The following is a 20,506-nucleotide window of genomic DNA, read 5'->3' as shown; positions in this document are numbered from 1 at the left end:
CGTCCTCACCACAGGTGTTGCCGCGTCGCCGCCCGCCGTCGAACCCGTCATTCCACCCCGTCCGCTGCCCCGCCTCGACCCGGACGACCCCCAACCGGCCGCATCCGGACTGAAAGGCGCCGATTCGCGCTTGGCCCGCAAGGCGTTGCGGGCCGCGGCGACAGGACGGGCCAAAGGCCGCGTCGCGCAGACGGCCACGGTGACGCGACGCGGCGCCAGGGGCGCCGGGCGCCGTCGCATCGCCGGACGCCGCCACGGACAGGCTCGCCAGATCGGCCGTGCCGGCGGAGACAGGATCGGTCGGACGGGTTCGGCGGCAAGACTTCCAAAAGGTCTTAGCCGCCCGCGCCCCGGCATGACAAGGCCCGCGAGAGCGCGTAGCGGGAATCCCGGCACGGTAGAATGTCGCCGATCGGCCGTCGGGGTCAGGAGACGTTCGACCGGGCCGATGCCAGCCGGGCCGCCGCGAGCCGCACCGCCGCCGGGATCGGGGCGACGATCGGTTCGGCGAAGCGCGGTGCGAGCCGTTCGGCCGCTTCGCCGAGCGGGCCGCCGCCGATCACCACCGCCTCGGCGCCGAGCCCGAAGACGGCCTCCCGGCAGGCCCGATCGAGCGCCTCAAGGAGCGCGGCCGGATCGGCCATCAGGGTCTCGGGCCGGCCGGGCGTCAGCGCGACGCCGCGAAACGAGCCGCCATGGCCGTAACCCTCCGCCATGGCGGCGATCGAGGCGACCAGATCGGGCGTGGTCGTCGCCACCGCGAAACGCCGGCCCCCGGCAGAGGCCTCCAGGAAGCCGGCCTGGCCGATGCCGACGACCGGACAGGCGAGCGCGGCATCGAGCGCGTCGAAGCCCGGGTCGCCGAAGGCCGAGACGATGACCGCGTCCGGCGCAATCGCCTCGATGTCGGGCACGAGATCCGCGACCGCTCCGGCGGCGACCGCCAAGGCTTCGGCATCGGTGATCAGCGATGCCCCGTGGCGGGCCGTCATTCCGATCACCGCCGTGCCGGGCGGCGCCGCGCGTGCCGCGATCGCCCGCATCGTCTCGGTCGTGGCCGTGTTGGTGTTCGGATTGATCAGGAGAAGTCGCATCACACCGCCGTCGGCCCGAGAACGCGGGCGAGGATATCCTGCCGACCGGTCGCCTCCAACCAGTGCCGGGCGATCTGGTCGCGCCGGGCGAACCAGACGCCGGACTTCGACGCGACATGGGCGAGGAAGCGTTCGAGCCCGCCGATCCGGCCCGGCCGGCCGATGATCCTGAGATGCAGCCCGACCGACATCATGCGCGGTGCCTGCCCGCCCTCGGCATGGAGCCGGTCGAAGGCATCGATACAGTAATGCGCGAAATCGTCGCCGAAGACGAAGCCGCCATTGCGGGTGAAACGCATGTCGTTGGTGTCGAAGGCATAGGGCAGGACCAGATGGTCTATGCCGCCGACATCGGTCAGATAGGGCAGGTCGTCGTTGTAGGCGTTGGAATCGTAGAGGAAGCCGCCCTGTTCCAGGAGCAGGCGGCGGGTGTTGGGCGAGGTCGCCGAGCGGGTGTGCCAGCCGCGCGGCGGCGCGCCCGAGGCGGCCGTGATCGCCGCGACGGTGCGGGCGATGGCGCTGCGCTCCTCCGCCTCGCTCATATGGGCGTGACGCTCCCAGCGCCAGCCATGGGCGGCGACCTCGTGGCCGTCGGCGACGCCCTCCTGCGCCAGCCACGGCGACAGCGCGAGTGCGCGGCCATTGGCGTTGAGGGTCGCGGCGACGCCATAGTCCATCAGCAACGCCCGGATACGCGGCCAGCCGGCGCGGGTGCCATATTCGAAATGCGATTCCATGCAGGGGTCGGGCACGCCGACGATCTCCTCCTGCACCTCGTAGACGCTTTCGTTGCGCTCGTCGCCGGCCGAAAGCGCCAGTTCGGCACCCTCCTCGACATTGACCACCACCGAGACGGCGAGCCGCGCGTCGTCCGGCCAGCGAATGGCGGGCGGCCGGCCGGCATAGCCGCGGAAGTCACGGGTCGGGTACATCAAATTCACTCCTCAGAGATCGGCCATGCGGCGCAGCCCGACCATCCGGTCTCCGACGACCAGAACCACGACGGCGAGCAGGATGAGCAGGGTGGAAATGGCCGCGATGGTCGGATCGGGGCTTTCTTCGACGAATTGGAGCATCTGGATCGGCAGGGTGCGGGTCCAGGCATCGGTGAAGAAGATCGAGATCGGATAGTTGTCCATCGAGGCCAGGAAGGCGAACATGCCGGAGGTGACGAAGGCCGGAGCGAGCGCCGGCACCAGAACCTTCACGATCGCCCGGGGATAGGACAGGCCGAGCGTGCGCGCCGCATCGATCAGCGTGAAGTCGAACAGCGACAGCGCGGCATAGACGGTGCGCACCACATAGGGCAGCGTGATCACCACATGGGCGAGGATCAGGCTGACCCAGACCGAGCGCAGGCCGGCGGCCCGGTAGGCCTCCAGCATGGCGATGCCGACCACCAGGCCGGGCAGCATCAAGGGCGAGACCAGGAAGGTGACGATCGCGTCGCGGCCGGGGAAGCGACCGTGCAGCAGGCCGATCGCGGCCGCCGTACCGAAGCCGAGGCCGAGCGCGGTCGACAGCGCGGCCAGCTGCACCGAGGTCGCCACCACGCCCCAGAGCTCGCGCGAGCGGCCGAGCGCCTCATACCAGCGCAGCGACCAGGACGGCGCCGGCAGGGTGAAGACGGCGCTCGACCCGAAGCTGACCGCCACCGTGACGGCGAGCGGGGTCAGCAGGAACACCACCGTCGCGATGGCGAGGCCCCAGACGACGATCCCGGACAGGCGTTCGACCGGCGTCATGACTGACCTCCGAACCGGCGCGACAGGGCCGAACTGGCGACCACGACCGAGACGGCGAGGACCAGCAGCACCACGGCCGTGGTCGAGCCGAGCTGTTCGTTGCGCATGAGCAGGAAGGAGCGGCCGGTCAGGGTCGCCAGCGTCTGGAAGCGGTCGCCGATCAGGAGGTTCGGCACGACGTACATCGACACCGCCATGGAGAACACGAAGGCGATGCCGGAGACGATTCCGGGCAGCGCGAGCGGCAGGAAGACGCGGAAGAAGCGGTAGGCCGGCGCGGCGCCGAGCGTGGCGGCGGCCTCGCCGAGACGCGGGTCGATCAGCTTCACGACCGAGTAGATCGGCAGGATCATGAACGGCACGAAGACGTTGGCAGCGCCGATGACCAGCCCGGCCTCCGTGAACAGCAGCCGCTGCGGCTCGTCCCACAGGCCGAGCGCGACCAGCGCCTGCGAGACGACGCCGTCGCGCCGGAGCACGATCTGCCAGGCGAAGGCCTTGACCACCACGCCGACCGAGAGCGGCAGGATGATCGCGACCAGGATCAGCGCCTGCGCGGCACCGCGCGCCCGGGCCAGCGCCAGGGCGGTCGGGAAGCCGATGGCGAGCGAGAGCAGCGTGACCAGGACGGCGATGCGCAGCGTGTTGCCGATCACGATCCAGTCGAACGGATCGGAGAAGAACTTGACGAAGCCGGCGAGCGACGGCACCCCGTCCACCACCAGCGCACGGGCGAGCAGGTTGAGGAGCGGCAGCCCGTAGACGAGACCGAGATAGAGGACCGCCGGCAGCACCAGGAGGCCGACCGGATCGATGCGGCGCAGCGCCATCATGCGGCCGCCTCCAGGTCCTGCGGCCCGGCTTCGGCGGCCGGATAGACGAGCGTATCGTCGACCGCCCAGGCGAGATCGAGCATCGCGCCCGGTGCGGCGCCCGCCGGCAGGCTCGACGCCTCGACCTGCACCTCCGTGCCTTGCGGAGCGGCGAACAGCAGTTGCACCCGGGCGCCCTTGAAGATCGCATCGGCCAGCGCCGCCCGGATCGCATTGAGGCCGGACGCGCCCGCGTCCGGGCCTCCGCCGGCGCCGAGCGCGATCCGTTCCGGCCGGACGCCGATCAGGACCGCGCTGCCGGGCAGGAAATGGCCGCGGGCGCGGATCGGCCCGAGCGCCGTCGCGATGGTCAGGATGCCGGCCTCCGCGGCCTGAACCGTGCCGGGGATGCGGGTCGACAGGCCGACGAAGCCGAGCGCGAAGGGGGTCGCCGGCCGGGCGTAGATCTCGGCCGGCGTCGCCAACTGCTCGATGCGGCCGCGCGCCATCACGGCGATGCGGTCCGACATGGCGAGCGCCTCGTCCTGGTCGTGGGTGACGAAGATCGCCGTCGTGCCGACCTCGCGCAGGATGCGCTTCAGGTCGATCTGCATCGCCTCGCGCAGCTTGCGGTCGAGCGCCGAGAAGGGCTCGTCGAGCAGCAGCAGCTTCGGCCCGACCGCCAGCGCCCGGGCGACCGCGACGCGCTGCTGCTGGCCGCCCGACAGGGCCTTGACCGAGCGGTCGGCAAGCGCCGTCATCTGCACCAGGGCCAGATTGCGGGCGACCGTCGGGCCGATCGCGGCCGGGTCGGCGCCGCGGGCCTTGAGCCCGAAGGCGACGTTGCCGGCCACGTCGAGATGCGGGAACAGCGCGTAGTTCTGGAACACGACGCCGATGTCGCGCCGGTGCGGCGGCAGGCGCGTGAGGTCCTGGCCGTCGAGCACCACGCGCCCGCGATCGGGCCGGACGAGACCGGCCACGATGCGCAGAAGCGTGGTCTTGCCGCAGCCCGAGGGGCCGAGCAGCGACACGAACTCACCCCGCCCGACGGCGAGATCGACGCCGTCGAGCACGGTCGCCGGGCCGAAACGCTTCTCGGCGGCGGCGATCGAGAGGAAGCCCGGATCGCGGGCGGCGGCCTCGGTCATGGCCGTCAGAGCGCCATCTCGCGGTCCCACCGGGAGACCCAGTTGGACCGCTCGGCGGCGACGTTGGCCCAGTCGATCTGGTGCACCGTCAGGTCGGCGGGCAGGCCGGCCGGCTTGGGCGTCGCCTTGTTGGTGCCGAGCGAGGCGGTCGGGCCGACCAGTTGCGCCTGCAGGGCGGCACCGAGCAGTTCGTTGACATAGGCGAAGGCCAGTTCCGACTGCGGCGCGCCCTTCACGACCGCGATGCCGGACGGCATGGCGAAGACGCCCTCCTTCGGCGCGGCCAGTTCGATCGGCGCGCCGGCCGCCTTGCGCTCGGAGGCGAAGGACGACATGGCCGGCCCGATCATCCAGGCCTCGCCCTGTTCGAGCAGGTTATAGGCCTGCGGCATCTGGGTGTAGATGGTCAGCAGGTTCGCCTTGATGCCGGCCAGCTTCTTGAAGCCGGCGTCGGTGTCCTTCTGGGCGGCCGCGAAGCTCGCGCCGGTGGCGAGGTGGCCGGCGATGAACAGGCTCGGCAGGCCTTCGGTGTTCTGCAGCGACGGGATGATGATCCGGCCCTTGTATTTCGGGTCGAACAGATCCGCCCAGGAGGTCGGCGCGGTCTTCATCGCGGTCTTGTTGTAGGCGATGCCGAGCCAGGGTTGCAGGTAGTTGGCCCACATGCCGTCCATATGGGTGGCACCGGCAACCAGCTCGGCAAGGTTCGGCGCCTTGGCGGCGGTCAGCGGATCGAGCAGGCCTTCCTTGACGGCCAGGATCATCACCGGATCGTCCATCTGCACGACCGAGAGATACTGCGAACCCTTGTTCTTCTGCATCTTCTCGAGGTTGACCAGCGACTTGGTGCCCTCGAAGATGATCTTGGCGCCGTATTTCTTCTCGAAATTCGGGATGACGACCTGCTCGACCCAGGGCTTGTGACTGGCGGCACCGCCGACGACCAACTCCTTGGTCTGGGCCCGGAGGAGGCCCGGCGCGGCCAGCGTGAAGCCGGCGGCGGCGCCGGCCTTGAGGATGGAGCGGCGGCTGAGACCCGCCCGGCTGATCGTGTCCATGATGATCCCTCGCGAAACCCGTCGCCCGAAGTGGCGGCTGCCGGTGGGCTCGCAAGGCTCATGCCAGTCCCGATGGCGCGAGCCTTGCCGGCGAGACTCAATGATTTCAACACGTTGCCCTCTAGTGAGTCCATCGAGCCGGTTCACACTTTAAGCCATTTTGTGCACAATCGATGGAAAAATGTGCAATCTGCCCCGGCGATCTGCTGGACAGCGGCCGCCCGGGTTCGGCATGGTCGCCGGATCGGCAAGTCACCCTGGCGCTCATGCACGAAGACGACATCCACCTGATCCTGTCGCGGCTGATCCTGGCCGGCCGCCTGCCGGGCCGGACCAAACTCGGCGAGCATCGCCTTGCCGACATTTTCGGGGTCAGCCGCGAGCGCATCCGCAAGGTGCTGCACCGGCTCGGCCACGAGCGGCTGATCGAGGTGGTGAAGAACCGCGGCGCCTTCACGATCGCGCCCGACCTCAACGAGATCCACGTCATCTTCGAGGCGCGGCGCATCCTGGAGAGCGGCATCGCGGCGCATCTGGCCGAGACCCTGACGGCGGCGGAGATCGACCAACTGCGCGAGCATGTCGAGAGCGAGGCCGAGGCGCTGCGCATCGGCGACCGCGACACCTGGCTCAGGCTGTCGGCCGAATTCCATCATCGTCTGGCGGCGCTGACCGGCAACCCGATCATCCAGCGGCAGGCACGCGAACTGGTCTCGCGCACCACCATGCTGGTCGCCTTCTACGAGAACTCGCACGGCTCGCAATGCGGCTGCGACGAGCACCGCGCCATCTATCGCGCCCTCTCCGCCGGCGAGCGCGGCCGCGCCGTCAAGGCGATGTCGAGCCATCTGGCCCTGGTCGAGACCCGCCTGCGCCCGCTCGCCTGCGTCGATGCCGGCCCGACGCTGGAAAGCCTGATCGAGGAATACAGGGCCGAGGTGCTGGGCACGCCCGCCTGAGCGGCGATCGATCGGCGCACCCCATCGGATGCTCCGCCCTTACGCCAAGTCGCCCCGGGCGCCGTCCCGCGCCGCTATCGCCCCGGTGCCGGGGCTACCGCCCCGGGCCGGGATCGCGCAGCACGGCGCGGATGGCAAAGCTCGACTGGATCCGGGCGACGCCGGGCAGGCGCGACAGGATCTCCTTGTGGATGGTCTCGTAATGGGCGGCGCTGCGGGCCTCCGCGCGCAGCACATAGTCGGCGATGCCGGTCATCAGGAAGCATTCTCGGATCTCGGGATGCTTGCGCACCGCCTCCTCGAACTGGTTGAGCGAATCCTCGCTCTGCCGGTCGAGCGTGATCTGCACGATGACCACGATGCCGTCCTCGTCGTCGCCGGCCACGATCGCCGTATAGCCGCGGATGACGCCGCCGGCCTCCAGCGCCTGCACCCGCCGGAGGCAGGCCGAGGCCGACAATCCGACCGCGCGGGCGAGATCGACATTGCTCATCCGCCCGTCCTTGCGCAGGGCGCGGATGATCTTGCGGTCGAAGTCGTCGATCTTCATCGCAACATTCTCGCGTGGGACGCACGATCGTTGCGCAAAAGGGCCGATTCCGCAAGCTTCTCCGGCGCTTGGGTGCCACATTCGAACACCCTTCTGCGACAGTGGCAGCCATGTCGCGGCGTGGCGGCAGGGGGGCGACGGCATGCTCATGAAGGTGGTCGAAGGCGTGGTCGGACCGGCATCCGGCCCTGGTGGACGGGCTCCGAGCGCCACCGTACCGGCAACGGTCGCCAGCGCGCCGGGTTCGGTCGCCAGCGTACCGACGTTCGGCGCCGGCGAACTGGTCGTCGATCTCGATGCGCTCGCGGCCAACTATGCGGTGCTGCAGGCCCGCCAGCCCGATGCGCGCATCGCCGGCGTGGTCAAGGCCGACGCCTACGGGCTCGGCGCCGGCCGGGTCGCCAAGACGCTCTATGGCGCCGGCTGCCGCGACTTCTTCGTCGCGCATCTCTGCGAGGCGCTCGATCTGGCCGCCGAAATGCCGGCCACCGCCCGCATCCATGTTCTGAACGGCCTGGCACCCGGCGCGGAAGGCGCCGCCGCGGCCGCCGCCGTGATCCCGGTGCTCAACTCGCTCGACCAAGTCGCCCGTTGGGAAGAGGAGGCGCGCCGCCGCCATACCCGTCTGCCGGCCGCCGTGCAGATCGACAGCGGCATGGCGCGGCTCGGCCTCGCCGCCGAGGAGGTCGCCGTCCTCGCCGCCGATCCGGCCTGGCAGGAGGCGATCGAGGTGGTGCTGGTGATGAGCCATCTGGCCTGCGCCGACGAGCCCGAGGCGCCGGCCAATCTGCGCCAGTTCGAGCGCTTCCGCGACCTCGCCGACCGCCTGCCGGCCGCGCCGCGCGCGCTGGCCAATTCGGGCGGCGCCTTCCTGCCCGGCTTCGGGCTCGATCTCGTCCGCCCGGGCATCGCGCTCTACGGGGTCGATCCGGTCGACGACCGGGGCTCGCCGCTCAAGCCCGTGGTCTCGCTCGCCGCGCCGGTCATCCAGCTGCGCGACGTGCCGGCCGGCACCGGCGTCGGCTACGGCCTCGCCCATGTCACCCGCGCCCCGCGCCGGCTGGCGACCATCGGGGTCGGCTATGCCGACGGCTGGCCGCGCGCGCTCAGCGACCGCGGCGCCGTCTATGCCGGCGGCATCCGCCTGCCGATCGTCGGGCGCGTCTCGATGGACAGCACCATCGTCGACGCCAGTGCCCTGGCACCGGGTTTGCTGCGGCCCGGCGACAGGGTCGAACTGGTCGGTCCGCACCAGTCGCTCGCCGATGTGGCCCGCGATGCGGGGACGATTGCCTACGAAATCCTCACCGGCCTCGGCCGCCGCTTCGAGCGGCACTACCGCGGACCGATGCGCTGACGGTGCGGTCCCGAAGCGGCACCACGTGAATTCCATCTGAGGGGCATGTCATGAAGGTTCTGGTTCTCGGCGGCGGCGTGGTGGGCGTGACCACGGCCTATTATCTCGCCCGTGCCGGCCACGAGGTGACGGTGATCGACCGCCAGACCGGCCCGGCGCTGGAGACGAGCTTCGCCAATGCCGGCGAAATCTCGCCCGGCTACGCCTCGCCCTGGGCGGCGCCCGGCATTCCCCAGAAGGCGGCCAAGTGGCTGTTCATGCGCCACGCTCCGCTGATCCTGCGCCCGACCCTCGACCCGGACATGCTGCGCTGGCTGTTCTCGATGCTGGCCAACTGCACCTCCGGCCGCTACGCGATCAACAAGGGCCGCATGGTCCGCCTCGCCGAATATAGCCGCGACCGCCTGATCGCGCTGCGCCAGGCGACCGGCATCCACTACGACGAGCGGATGCAGGGGACGCTGCAGCTGTTCCGCTCCGAGAAGCAGCTCGCCGGCGCCGACAAGGACATCGCCGTGCTCAAGGCCGACGGCGTGCCCTTCGAGGTGCTCGACCGCGACGGCTGCATCGCCGCCGAGCCCGCGCTCGCCCAGGTGCGCGAGAAGTTCGTCGGCGGCCTGCGCCTGCCCAACGACGAGACCGGCGACTGCTTCAAGTTCACCAACGCGCTCGCCTCGATCGCCGAGAGCCTCGGCGTGGTGTTCCGCTTCGGCGTCGCCATCGAGGCGGTCGAGACCGCCGGCGGCCGCGTCACGGGGGTGCGCACCTCCGCCGGCACGCTGACGGCCGACGCCTATGTGGCCGCCATGGGCAGCTATACGCCGCGCCTTCTGAAGGGGCTCGGGCTCCGGCTGCCGGTCTATCCGGTCAAGGGCTACTCGATCACCGCCCCGATCATCGACGCGGCGCGCGCGCCGGTCTCCACCATCATGGACGAGACCTACAAGGTCGCCATCACCCGGCTCGGCGACCGCATCCGGGTCGGCGGCATGGCCGAGATCTCCGGCTTCTCGACAGACCTGCCCGAGCGGCGGCGCGGCACGCTGGAACATTCCGTCGGCGACCTCTTCCCCGGCGGCGGCGACCTCAAGGCGGCGACCTTCTGGTCGGGCCTCAGGCCGATGACGCCCGACGGCACGCCGATCATCGGCGCCACCGGCTTCGGCAATCTGTGGCTGAACACCGGCCACGGCACGCTCGGCTGGACCATGGCCTGCGGTTCGGCCGCCGTCCTCGCCGACCAGATCGGCGCCCGCAAGCCGGAGATCGAGACCGCCGACCTGGCGCTGTCGCGCTACGCGGCCTGAGGGCTGCAAGCCGGGCCGCAAGCGGGCCAGAGGCGGACCGCTGCGCGCTGAAGGACCCGGTTGCGGGGTCCGGAAGGCCCTTCTGCGGGCCCCCAAAGCCGTTGGGGCCGGCCGCGATTGACCGGCGGCCTCGGCTGCGAGCCATAGTTGCGAACACGAACATCCTTCCGTGTCCGCAACCCGCGACCGACGAGGTCTCCCATGGCCCGCCCGATGCCCACCCTGCTGATCGCCGCGCTCCTCGCCGGTCTCGCCGCGCCCACCTTGGCTTGGGCCGGCGATGCGGAGGATTGCCAAAAACTGACCGGCGAGGCCGGCATCCGGGCCTGCACGGCCGCCATCGCCCGGTCGCCCGGCGAGGCCGCCTCCTACATCAATCGCGGCGTCGAATATGCCGGTCTCGGCCAGCACGATCGCGCCCTGCGGGACTACGACCAGGCGATCGCGCTGAAGCCGAACGACGCCGCGGCCCGTTTGAACCGGGGCAATTCCTATCGCGCCCTTGGGGATACCGAGCGCGCCATCGCCGAATTCGGTCAGGCGATCAGCCTGAAGCCCGACTACTACAAGGCCTTCTTCAACCGGGGCTTGGCCTATTCTGCCCGCGGCGACCGGGACCGCGCCCTCGCCGATTTCAATCAGGCCATCGCGTTGAAGGCGGACGACCCGGACGCCTTCACGTCTCGTGGCCGCATCTTCCGCGACAAGGGCGACAACGACCGGGCGATCGCCGACTACGATCGGGCCCTCGCCCTGAAACCCGGCTACCGGCCGGCGCTGATCAACCGCGGCGACGTCAATATCAGACGGAAGGAGCCGGACCGCGCGATCGCCGACTTCGATCAGGTGATCGCACAGAACCCGGACGACAGCCTCGCACTGTTCAATCGCGGCGTCGCCTTTCAGGCCAAGAGCCTGCACGATCGTGCGATCGCCGACTATACCCGCGTGATCGCTCTCAAGCCCGACGATCCGGACGGCTACACCAATCGCGGCATCGCCTACCGCGCCAAGGGTGACGCCGATCGAGCGCTGGCGGACTACAACAAGGCCATTGCCCTGCGGCCCGCGGATCCGGGCAACTTCAACAATCGCGGCAATCTCTTCTGGGACAAGGGCGATTACGACCGCGCGCTGGCCGACTACGAGCGCGCCATCCAGTTGCGACCGGACTATGCGGTGGCGATCGACAACCGCAAGCTCGTCGCCGCCCAGCGCGACAAGGCCAAGGCCGCCGCGGCAACGCCGGCCGTCCCGACCGGTTCCCGCGTCGCGCTGGTCGTCGGCAACGGCGCCTATGGACGCATGGGCCGACTGCGCAATCCGGCCAACGACGCGGCCGCCGTCGGCAAGGCGCTGACCGCGATCGGCTTCTCGGTCGAGATCGTCACGGATGCCAATCGCGAGACGCTGGCGCGCAGCCTACGCGCCTTCTCCGACAAGGCCGATCGGGCCGAGATCGCGCTGGTCTACTATTCCGGCCATGCGGTGCAGATCCCGCGCGGCGGCGCGATGGAGAATTATCTGCTGCCGGTGGACGCACAGCTCTCCGACGTGCGCGATGCCGAGGACGAGGCGATCGGTCTCGGCCGGGTCATGGAGCGCGTCGGCCGGGCCAAGACCCGGATCGTGATCCTCGACGCCTGCCGCGACAATCCCTTCGCGGCCCAGATCGCGTCGTCGACGCGTTCGACGCCGGCCCGCGGGCTGGCGCGGCTGTCCGTGCCCAATCACGGCTCGCTGGTGGTCTACTCGACCGCCCCGCAGGATGTCGCCGCCGACGGCGACGGCGACCTCAGCCCCTTCACGCGCGCCTTCGTCGAGACGGTCGCCACCAAGGGGCTCGACGCGCGGCTGATGATCGGCCGGGTGCGCTCGAAGGTCTTCGAGGCGACCGGCGGCCGGCAGACACCCTATTCGGACGACGGCCTGCTGCAGGAAGTCTATCTTGGCGGTCAGTGACCGCTTGGCGGCCGGTGACGGCTTAGCGGTCCATCACCGTTCCGCGGCCGGTATCCGCCCGACTGTCGGCGAGACGGCTGTCGGGACGGCCGGCGACATCAAACCGGAGGGCGGACCGGGGGCCGAACCCGATCCGCCTGCGGCAGGGCGCTGGTTGACAGTCCCGGCGACCCTCGCCATGGTCCCGCCACCCTGCCCGATCAGCCGTTTCCGGAGCCCGAACATGAGCCTGCCCGTCGACCTGCCCCTGCTCGAACGCGTCATCGACACCGCCTGGGAGAACCGGGCCGATGTCGGTCTCGACACGCGTGGCGAGGTCCGCGACGGCGTCGAGGCGGCGCTCGAACTGCTCGACCGCGGCCAGATCCGCGTCGCCGAAAAGCGGGACGGCGAATGGGTCGTGCATCAATGGCTGAAGAAGGCCGTGCTGCTGTCGTTCCGCCTGAACGACATGGCGATCGTCTCCGGCGGCCCCGACGGGGCGGTCTGGTGGGACAAGGTGCCGTCGAAGTTCCTCGGTTGGGACGAGGCGCGCTTCCGCGCCGCCGGCTTCCGCGCCGTGCCGAATGCCGTCGTGCGCCGCTCCGCCTATGTGGCGCCGGGCGTGGTGCTGATGCCCTCCTTCCTCAATCTCGGCGCCTATGTCGACAGCGGCACCATGGTCGATACCTGGGCGACAGTCGGCTCCTGCGCGCAGATCGGCAAGAACGTGCATCTGTCCGGCGGCGTCGGCATCGGCGGCGTGCTCGAGCCGCTGCAGGCCGGCCCGACCATCATCGAGGATAACTGCTTCATCGGCGCCCGTTCCGAGGTGGTCGAGGGCGTCGTCGTCGGCGAAGGCTCGGTCCTGTCGATGGGCGTCTTCATCGGCGCCTCGACCAAGATCGTCGACCGCGACACCGGCGAGGTCCATATCGGCCGCGTGCCGCCCTATTCGGTGGTGGTCTCCGGCTCCATGCCGGGCAAGCCGCTGCCGGACGGCACGCCCGGGCCGAACCTCTATTGCGCGGTCATCGTCAAGAAGGTCGACGAGAAGACCCGTTCCAAGACCTCGATCAACGAGCTGCTGCGCGACTGATCCGCACGGCGCGGACCGCAGCCGCGCAAGCCCCGGAGGCGGCGATGGCCAAGGCATCGAAACCGCGATACCGCCTCCTGGAGGCCGACGAGATCGTCGAGACGCTCGATGCGCTCAAGGCGCGCATCGAGGCCCGCTTCCCCGGCGCCGGCCTCGCCGGCGTGACCGCCGAGGTGCGCGACCTGATCGCCGAGACCGGCGCGACGACGCGCGCAATCATGCGGCCGCGCTGGCTCCTCCGGCTGTTCGTCGCCGGCGTTCTGGCCGGCGCGGTGGCGCTGCTCGCCGCGCTGGTGCTGCGGCTCGAATTCGATGCCGGCACCAACAACATCTTCAATCTGGTCCAGAGCATCGACGCGCTGGTCAACCTGACCATCCTGAGCGCGGTGGCGGTGGTCTCGCTGGTCACGGCCGAGCGCCGCCTGCGCCGGTCGCGTGCCCTCCAGGCGCTGAACCCGTTCCGCGCGGTGGTCCATGTCATCGACATGCACCAGCTGACCAAGGATCCCGGCATGATCGGCCCCGGCGCGGTGCGCACGCCGGTCTCCCCGGACCGCTCGATGACGCCCTTCGAGCTGTCGCGCTATCTCGACTATTGCTCGGAACTGCTCTCGCTCACCGCCAAGGGCGCCGCGCTCTACGCCATTGCCACCGAAGATGGCGAAATCGCCACGGCGGTCAACGAAATCGAGCAGCTGACCACGAACCTGTCGCAGAAGATCTGGCAGAAGATCATGATCGTGAACGCGACCGGCCGGTGAAGCCGGGGGCGCGGAAACGCCCGGTCCTCGGACGGACACGGGCCTTTCGGCCGGCCCGCCGGCGGCGCGGCCGGTTCACGATGGCGAACGGGACGGCGATGTTCGAGTATTTCTTCGGCCTGGACGGACGCCTGGGACGCGCCCAGTTCTGGAAGCGGAATTTCCAGTTGATGATCCTGCTCTTTCTGGGCGTCGTCGTGCTGGTCCCGCTGACCCGGCTGATGGGGCGCAATCCGTTCCTGCTCGCGCTCCTCGCCCTGTTTCCGCTGATCGCGATCGCCGGCACCGGCAGCCTCATCGTGCGGCGGCTGCACGACCATGGCCGGCCGACCTGGCTGGCCCTGCCCTATCTTGTGGTCAGCCTCGCCGGCCTGGTGCCGTCGCCGCCCGGACGGACGCAGGCGCAGCTGATGGCCATGGGCCTGATCACGCTCGCCTCCGTCATCCTGTTCGTGCATCTCTACTGCCTGCGCGGCACGCGCGGCCCCAACCGCTACGGCCCCGACCCGCGCGGCTGAGAAATCGGCGTAGATTCCGAGCCGCCGGGGCTACGGCCCCGACCCGCGCGGCTGAGCGATCGACGCAGACCCCGAGCCGCCGGGGCTCCGGCCCCGGGCCGGCGGGACCACGACCGACGCCGCGGGGCGATTGACGGCCCGCCAAACGCGAGGCTACATCCGCTCATGCCGTCGCTCCCGTCTCCGATTTCCGATCCGGTCGCCATCCTGCGCGACCTGATCACCGCCCCCTCCGTCACACCCGATTCCGGCGAGGCCATCGCCCGGCTGGCCCGCATCCTGGAGGCGGCCGGCTTCGACTGCGAGACCGTCACCTTCAGCGAACCCGGCACGCCGGACGTGATCAATCTCTATGCCCGGATCGGACAGGGTGCACCGCATCTGACCTTCGGCGGCCATGTCGACGTGGTCCCGCCCGGCGATGCGGCCAAGTGGCGGCATGATCCCTTCTCGGCCACGATCGAGGACGGCCGGCTCTACGGCCGCGGCGCGGTCGACATGAAGGGCGGCATCGCGGCCTTCGTCGCCGCCGCCATCGACCATCTCGCCGCCCGCCGGCCCGGCTCCGGCACGCTGTCCTTCCTGATCACCGGCGACGAGGAGGGACCGAGCATCAACGGCACGGTCAAGCTGCTGCGCTGGGCGCATGACCGCGGCGAGCGCTTCGATGCGGCGATCGTCGGCGAGCCGACCAACCCGCAAGCCGTCGGCGACGCCATCAAGGTCGGCCGCCGCGGCAGCCTGTCGGGCACCGTCACGGTCACCGGCCGGCAGGGCCATGTCGCCTATCCGCATCTCGCCGACAACCCGATCCCCGGCCTCGTCCGCCTGATGGGCGCGCTGATGGCCGAACCGCTCGATGCCGGCAACGAGCGCTTCCAGCCGTCCAACCTGGAATTCGTCTCCGTCGATGTCGGCAATCCGGCCTGGAACGTGATCCCGGGCGTGGCGCGCGCCCGCTTCAACATCCGCTTCAACGACCGCTGGTCGCGCTCGACGCTCGAGGCCTGGCTGCGCGCCCGGCTCGCCGCCGCCGGCGATGGTCTCGACTGGACGCTGACGCTGCAGACCCCGTCGAGCGATTCCTTCCTGACCGTCGACACCCGCCTCGTCGACGGGCTCGGCACGGCGATCGAGACCGTGACCGGGCACCGCCCGGAGCTTTCGACCGGCGGCGGCACATCGGACGCCCGCCACATCAAGGACTATTGCCCGGTGGTCGAGTTCGGGCTGGTCGGCCAGACCATGCACCAGCTCGACGAGCATGTGCCGGTCGCCGATCTCTTCACCCTGACGGCGATCTACCGGGTCTTCCTGGACGGCTTCTTCGACGGGGCGGACCGGACCGCATGATCACGCTGGCGGAGATCCGGGACGGCGTGACGGCGACCTGGCTGTTGGTCAAGGGCAATCCCGAGGGCCTGCGCGGCTTCGACTTTTCGGAAGCCGGGTTCTGGCGGTCGTTCCAGGTGATCGTGCCGCTGCTGCCGGCCTTCGCGATCGGCATCGCGGCCGAACACCGGTATCTGGTGGCCGCGGAGCCGGACCTCGCCACCGTGCCGTTCCTGGTCTTTCTGGCGGTCAAGCTCGCCGGCGAGGTGGTCAACTGGTTCGGCGCGCCGCTGCTGCTCGCCGCGCTGGCCGGTCCGCTCGGCATCGCGGCCCGCTTCGCGCCGCTGATCACCGCCACCAACTGGGCAAGCCTGCCGGCCGCGATCCTGCCGACGATCGCAGCGCTCGGCTACGGCATCGGCCTCCTCTCGGATCAGGGCGCCGGACTGGTCGGCTTGATCGGCCTCGCCGCGAGCCTCGCCATCTTCTATCGGGTCTCGCGCATGACGACCGGGTGCAGCGCGCAGATCGCGGTGGTGATGCTGCTGATCGGGCTGATCTTCGCGAAACTGATCGGCGTGGTGACGAGCCACCTCGTCGGCTGATGCCGATCCGTCGGCTGACGCCGATCCGTCGGCTGATGCCGATCCGTCGGCTGACGCCGTCCTGCCGGCATGGTAGCCTGCCGGTCGTCCTCAGGGTCCCGCCGTCATGACCATCCACGATCCCCGCCTGACCCCCGCCCGCGCCGATCTCGCCGCGCGATCGCTCGAAGGCACAATCGCCGCGCCGCGCTATGCGTCCGGGACACCGGCCCGGGTGATCGAGGGACTGGCGCCCTTGCGCCGGGAGCCGCGGCCCGATGCCGGGCTCGACACCGAGGCGCTGCATGGCGAGCGGCTGACGGTCTATGACGAGGACCAGGAGGGCTGGGCCTGGGTGCAGCTGGCCCGCGACGGCTATGTCGGCTATCTGCCGAGCCATGCCATCCTGAAGGGCGAGGCGCCCGCGCCGACCCACCGCGTCGCGGCGCTGCGCACCTTCGTCTTCCCCGGCCCGAGCATCAAGGAGCCGCCGCTCCTGTGGCTGAGCCTCGGCGCGGAGGTCACCATCCGGCGAGAGATCGAGGTTCGCGGCCGCGTCTTCGGCCTGACCGAGACCGGCGGCGCGATCGTGATGCAGCATCTCGCACCGCTCGGCAGCGCCGAGACCGACCCGGTCGCGGTCGCCGAGCGCTTTCTCGGCACGCCCTATCTGTGGGGCGGCAAGTCGAGCCTCGGCATCGACTGTTCCGGCCTCGTCCAGACCGCGCTCGCCGCCTGCGGCCTGAAAGCCCCGCGCGATTCCGACATGCAGGAAGCCGCGCTCGGCACGCCCGTCGGGCTCGATCCGTCCGCCTGGCGGCGCGGCGACCTTCTGTTCTGGCCGGGCCATGTCGCGCTCGTCCGCGATCGCGACACCATGCTGCACGCCAACGCCCACACCATGTCGACCGCGATCGAAGGCCTCGCCGCCGGCCTCGCCCGCATCGAAGCCGCCGGCACCCCGCTCCGGACCGTCAAGCGCCTGTGACGGCGGCGGATATGACGCCGCACGGGCGACGGCCTCTTCGCTCCGCCGGGAGAAGGGGGCCGAAGGCCCGATGAGGGGCTGGATCCTGTGGTTTGGGGCGAGGCTGCGGAACCGGTCCGCACCCGTCTCCCAGGAACGGCAGTTCTGCGCCGACCGCCGCATCGTCCCCCTCATCCGCCCTTCGGGCACCTTCTCCCCCCACGGGGGGAGAAGGGGTAACCCTTTGATAGATTGCAGAAAACATCTCCAGACCCCGCGGCTCCTTCCCCTTCTCCCCCTAAGGGGGGAGAAGGTCGCCGAAGGCGGGATGAGGGGGTCGATGCCGCAACAGGCTCCGAAGCTGTGATCCGGACACGGGCCGATCCGGTCGGCCGCCAGACCGTCCCCCTCATCCGCCCTTCGGGCACCTTCTCCCCCCTTCAGGGGGCGAAGGGGAGGAACGTGTTGATGGATCACGAGGAACCGGGCGGCGGGCAGGCCGGCGGTATCAGCCGGGGCGTGACAGGCCGCCGGCGGCGGCGAGGGCTTCGGGCGTGTCGAGATCGAGGGCGACGGCGGGGCCGAGTTCGATTTCGACGATGGCTTCCGGATAGCCCCTGAGCACCTGGCGGGCGCCGACATCGCCGGCCACCGCCATCAGGTCGGGGAAGAAGCGACGCGAGATCAGGACCGGGTTGCCGCGCCGGCCGGCGGCGGTCGGGACGACCACCAGGGCGCCGCGGGCGGGGTCGTAGGCCTCGATCAGGCGATCGACCACCGCGGCGTCGACGCGCGGCATGTCGCCGAGCAGGATCACCGCGGCCTCGGCGGCCTCCGGCACGGCCGCGATGCCGGTGCGCATCGAGGTCGACAGGCCTTCGGCATAATCGGGATTGTGCACGAGGCGGACGTCCAGGCCGTCGAGCGCCGCGGCGACCTCGGCGGCCATGTGGCCGGTGACCACCGTGACGCTGTCGGCACGGCTCGCCAGCGCGGCCTCGGCGGCATGACGGACCAGCGGCTTGCCGTCGAGGGTGGCGAGGAGCTTGTTCGGGCCGCCCATCCGAGTCGAGCGGCCGGCGGCCAGCACGACCGCGGCGATCCGGCGCGCCTCCGGAACTTCGGCCTCGTTGGGCGCAGCGCGCGGCGCCGGGCGGGAGACGATATCCATCAGGAGCCCTCCGACGCCGAGCCCGACGATCTCGGCCGGCCCGACCGGCAGATCGGCGAGCAGGCGGGCGAGAATCCAGTCGAAACCGTTCTCGCGCGGGCTGCGCGCGCAGCCGGGCGCGCCGAGCACCGGCCGGCCGTCGAGCGCGCCGACCAGCAGCAGGTTGCCGGGATCAACCGGCATGCCGAAATGGTCGACCCGACCGCCCGCCGCCTCGATCGCGGCCGGGATCACATCGCGCCGGTCGACCACCGCGGAGGCGCCGAAGACGACGACCAGATCGGCATGGTCCTCGGCGATCGCCGCCCGGATCGCGGCGGCGAGCGGGGCCTCCGCATGGGGCACGCGCCGGTCGGCGACGATCGTGCTGCCGGCGGGCCGCATCCGCTCGGCCATGACGCGCAGGGTCTTGTCGATCACCGAGGCCTTCAGGGACGGCAGCAGCGTCGACACGACGGCGACCCGCTGCGGACGGTAGGCGGCGATCGAAACCAGCGGGCCGGCGGCCCGGATCGACGCCACCGCGCGGTCGACGACGGACTTGGGCAACGCGAACGGAATGATCTTGACGGTGGCGACCATGCGGCCGGTCTCGGCGGACGCGTGGGCCGGCAGGGTCGCAAAGGTGATGCCGGGATCGAGGCCGTTCAGCGCGTCGATGCCGGCGCGGTCGACGATCAGCAGGCCCGGCGTCGCGGCGAAGAGATTGCAGCGGCCGGTTGCCGGCGGCTCGACCCGGATGCCGACGCCGGCAAGCGCCTCGGCGATCCGGCCGGCGGCTTCGTCCTCGTCGAGATCGTCCGGCCCCGGCATGGCGGCGACCACCGCATCGAGCCCGGCCGCCCGGAAGGCGGCGACCTCGACGAGGCCGATGCGCTGACCCTTGCGGAAGGTGCCGGCAGGCGTCACCACCGCATGGGCCAGGATGGCGCCGGCCGCCTCGTCGACCGGCACGGGGCCGAATTTCATGACGACGCGTCCGCCGGCAGAGCCGCCGGCGCCGCCTCCCCCGAGGTCCCTGCCCTTGCCGCCTCTGCGGCAGGCCGCCGGCGCAGGGCCTGGATGGCCTGGGCCAGCACCGCGACGGCGATCTCGGCCGGCGACTGCGCGCCGATGTCGAGACCGATCGGGGCGGCGATGCGGGCGATGGCGGCGGGATCGACGCCCGCGGCGGTCAGCCGCTCGACGCGCCGGCCATGGGTCTTCCGGCTGCCGAGGGCGCCGACATAGAAGCTGCCGGCCTCCAGCGCACGCGCGATCGGCCAGTCGTCGATCTTGGGATCGTGGGTCACGGCGACGAGGCCCGTATAGGCGTCGAGGCCGACCTTGCCGGGGATCACGTCGTCCGGCCAATCGGGAAAGAGCGGCACGCCCTCGAAGCGGTCCTCGGTGGCGAAGGCGGTGCGCGGGTCGATCACGCTCACGTCGAAGCCGGCCATGCGCGCCATCGGGGCCAGCGCCTGGGTGATGTGCACCGCGCCGATGCAGACGAGGCGCGGCGGCGGCACATGCACGGTCAGGAACAGGCGGCCGTCGTCGGCAGCCTCGACCATGCCGGATTTCGCCGAGCGGAACCGCGCGGCAAGCTCCGCCACGAGCGGATCGGCCCGATCGAGTTCGGCCTCCCGAACGAGACGCTCGGCCCCGGTCGCGAGGTTGGTGACGCGGATCACGGCCCGACGCGCGCGCCGTTCCGCATTGAGGGATTCAAGCAGGCCACGATCCATCCGACGCGCTCTTTCAGTCGATCCGTTCGACATAGACGGCGATGCGGCCGCCGCAGGACAAGCCGACCCGCCAGGCGGTCTCGTCGGCGACACCGAATTCCAGGAGCCGCGGCCGGCCGTCGCCGATCACGTCGACCGCCTCGCCGACCACCGCACCCTCGACGCAGCCGCCGGAGACCGAGCCCTCGAACCGGCCGTCTTCGTCGATCACCAGATGGCTGCCGATCGGCCGCGGCGCCGAACCCCAGGTCTCGACGACGGTCGCCAGCGCAACGGCGCGCCCCTCGCCTCGCCAGGCCTCGGCGATGCCGAGCACATCCTTCTCGCTCAGATCCAGCGCATCGCCCATGGTGCATCTCCCCGGCCGCCCGTT

The 20,506-nt window shown here is 70.8% G+C and carries 20 protein-coding genes; 10 read left to right on the top strand and 10 right to left on the bottom strand.

Annotated elements, in window-relative coordinates; translation table 11 throughout:
• Positions 1 to 425: 425 nt before the first annotated feature.
• From KL771_RS17785 to KL771_RS17760, 6 genes are read right to left on the bottom strand one after another with little or no spacing between them, the layout of a single operon-like run.
• On the bottom strand, positions 426 to 1,094 hold the full coding sequence (locus KL771_RS17785; protein ID WP_261969876.1) for an aspartate/glutamate racemase family protein: 669 nt from the start codon (positions 1,092 to 1,094) through the stop codon (positions 426 to 428).
• Positions 1,094 to 2,026 carry a polysaccharide deacetylase family protein gene (locus KL771_RS17780; protein ID WP_261969875.1) on the bottom strand — a complete coding sequence of 311 codons (933 nt, stop codon included), beginning with the start codon at positions 2,024 to 2,026 and terminating at the stop codon, positions 1,094 to 1,096. The genes KL771_RS17785 and KL771_RS17780 overlap by 1 nt, the downstream gene beginning before the upstream one ends.
• A 12-nt stretch (positions 2,027 to 2,038) precedes the next feature.
• Positions 2,039 to 2,839 carry an ABC transporter permease gene (locus tag KL771_RS17775; protein ID WP_261969874.1) on the bottom strand — a complete coding sequence of 267 codons (801 nt, stop codon included), beginning with the start codon at positions 2,837 to 2,839 and terminating at the stop codon, positions 2,039 to 2,041.
• Positions 2,836 to 3,672 carry an ABC transporter permease gene (locus KL771_RS17770; protein ID WP_261969873.1) on the bottom strand — a complete coding sequence of 279 codons (837 nt, stop codon included), beginning with the start codon at positions 3,670 to 3,672 and terminating at the stop codon, positions 2,836 to 2,838. The genes KL771_RS17775 and KL771_RS17770 overlap by 4 nt, the downstream gene beginning before the upstream one ends.
• Positions 3,669 to 4,802 carry an ABC transporter ATP-binding protein gene (locus KL771_RS17765; protein WP_261969872.1) on the bottom strand — a complete coding sequence of 378 codons (1,134 nt, stop codon included), beginning with the start codon at positions 4,800 to 4,802 and terminating at the stop codon, positions 3,669 to 3,671. Before KL771_RS17765 ends, KL771_RS17770 begins: the two co-directional genes overlap by 4 nt.
• A gap of 5 nt (positions 4,803 to 4,807) precedes the next feature.
• Positions 4,808 to 5,860: an ABC transporter substrate-binding protein gene (locus tag KL771_RS17760; RefSeq protein ID WP_261969871.1), complete on the bottom strand. Its 1,053-nt coding sequence runs from the start codon at positions 5,858 to 5,860 to the stop codon at positions 4,808 to 4,810.
• Positions 5,861 to 6,126: 266 nt separating this feature from the next.
• Here KL771_RS17760 and KL771_RS17755 point away from each other — a divergent pair, with 266 nt between their 5' ends.
• The gene (locus tag KL771_RS17755; RefSeq protein ID WP_261969870.1) at positions 6,127 to 6,819 is read left to right on the top strand and encodes a GntR family transcriptional regulator; all 693 of its coding nucleotides are present in this window, start codon (positions 6,127 to 6,129) and stop codon (positions 6,817 to 6,819) included.
• A 94-nt stretch (positions 6,820 to 6,913) separates the two neighbouring features.
• Here the strand turns inward: KL771_RS17755 and KL771_RS17750 are convergent, their stop codons facing one another.
• Positions 6,914 to 7,369: an Lrp/AsnC family transcriptional regulator gene (locus KL771_RS17750; protein ID WP_054360295.1), complete on the bottom strand. Its 456-nt coding sequence runs from the start codon at positions 7,367 to 7,369 to the stop codon at positions 6,914 to 6,916.
• A gap of 148 nt (positions 7,370 to 7,517) precedes the next feature.
• On the opposite strand from KL771_RS17750, the gene alr reads away from it, so the two are divergent.
• The 9 genes from alr to KL771_RS17705 all read left to right on the top strand — a co-directional run bounded on the left by alr (position 7,518) and on the right by KL771_RS17705 (position 17,256).
• Positions 7,518 to 8,726, top strand: coding sequence for an alanine racemase (alr, locus tag KL771_RS17745; RefSeq protein ID WP_261969899.1), 1,209 nt, complete (start codon positions 7,518 to 7,520; stop codon positions 8,724 to 8,726).
• A gap of 50 nt (positions 8,727 to 8,776) precedes the next feature.
• Positions 8,777 to 10,033 carry a D-amino acid dehydrogenase gene (locus KL771_RS17740; protein WP_261969869.1) on the top strand — a complete coding sequence of 419 codons (1,257 nt, stop codon included), beginning with the start codon at positions 8,777 to 8,779 and terminating at the stop codon, positions 10,031 to 10,033.
• Positions 10,034 to 10,234: 201 nt separating this feature from the next.
• Entirely contained in the window at positions 10,235 to 11,995 is a 1,761-nt protein-coding gene (locus tag KL771_RS17735) for a tetratricopeptide repeat protein (protein WP_261969868.1), read from the top strand.
• Positions 11,996 to 12,218: 223 nt separating this feature from the next.
• Positions 12,219 to 13,073 (top strand): 2,3,4,5-tetrahydropyridine-2,6-dicarboxylate N-succinyltransferase, encoded by an 855-nt coding sequence (gene dapD / locus KL771_RS17730; RefSeq protein WP_261969867.1) that lies wholly within the window; start codon positions 12,219 to 12,221, stop codon positions 13,071 to 13,073.
• Between the two features lie 44 nt (positions 13,074 to 13,117).
• Positions 13,118 to 13,834, top strand: coding sequence for a hypothetical protein (locus tag KL771_RS17725; protein WP_261969866.1), 717 nt, complete (start codon positions 13,118 to 13,120; stop codon positions 13,832 to 13,834).
• 98 nt (positions 13,835 to 13,932) lie between these two features.
• A complete protein-coding gene (locus KL771_RS17720; RefSeq protein WP_261969865.1) occupies positions 13,933 to 14,352 on the top strand; it encodes a DUF805 domain-containing protein in 420 nt (139 codons plus the stop codon).
• A 165-nt stretch (positions 14,353 to 14,517) separates the two neighbouring features.
• Positions 14,518 to 15,705 (top strand): succinyl-diaminopimelate desuccinylase, encoded by a 1,188-nt coding sequence (gene dapE / locus KL771_RS17715; RefSeq protein ID WP_261969864.1) that lies wholly within the window; start codon positions 14,518 to 14,520, stop codon positions 15,703 to 15,705.
• Positions 15,702 to 16,289, top strand: a complete 588-nt coding sequence (locus KL771_RS17710; RefSeq protein WP_261969863.1) for a hypothetical protein — start codon at positions 15,702 to 15,704, stop codon at positions 16,287 to 16,289. Before dapE ends, KL771_RS17710 begins: the two co-directional genes overlap by 4 nt.
• A gap of 106 nt (positions 16,290 to 16,395) precedes the next feature.
• Positions 16,396 to 17,256, top strand: a complete 861-nt coding sequence (locus KL771_RS17705) for a C40 family peptidase (protein WP_261969862.1) — start codon at positions 16,396 to 16,398, stop codon at positions 17,254 to 17,256.
• Between the two features lie 487 nt (positions 17,257 to 17,743).
• On the opposite strand, the gene KL771_RS17700 is transcribed toward KL771_RS17705, so the two are convergent.
• From KL771_RS17700 to KL771_RS17690, 3 genes are read right to left on the bottom strand one after another with little or no spacing between them, the layout of a single operon-like run.
• Positions 17,744 to 19,375, bottom strand: coding sequence for a molybdopterin-binding/glycosyltransferase family 2 protein (locus tag KL771_RS17700; protein ID WP_261969861.1), 1,632 nt, complete (start codon positions 19,373 to 19,375; stop codon positions 17,744 to 17,746).
• Positions 19,372 to 20,133 (bottom strand): XdhC family protein, encoded by a 762-nt coding sequence (locus KL771_RS17695; RefSeq protein ID WP_261969860.1) that lies wholly within the window; start codon positions 20,131 to 20,133, stop codon positions 19,372 to 19,374. Before KL771_RS17695 ends, KL771_RS17700 begins: the two co-directional genes overlap by 4 nt.
• Before the next feature lie 13 nt (positions 20,134 to 20,146).
• Positions 20,147 to 20,482 carry an XdhC family protein gene (locus KL771_RS17690; protein ID WP_261969859.1) on the bottom strand — a complete coding sequence of 112 codons (336 nt, stop codon included), beginning with the start codon at positions 20,480 to 20,482 and terminating at the stop codon, positions 20,147 to 20,149.
• Positions 20,483 to 20,506: the final 24 nt, after the last annotated feature.

The sequence above is a fragment of the Prosthecodimorpha staleyi genome (assembly GCF_018729455.1).
Lineage (GTDB): Bacteria > Pseudomonadota > Alphaproteobacteria > Rhizobiales > Ancalomicrobiaceae > Prosthecodimorpha > Prosthecodimorpha staleyi.
The sequence above is the reverse complement of the archived record's forward strand: the minus strand, read 5'-3'. Positions and strand labels throughout refer to the sequence as shown.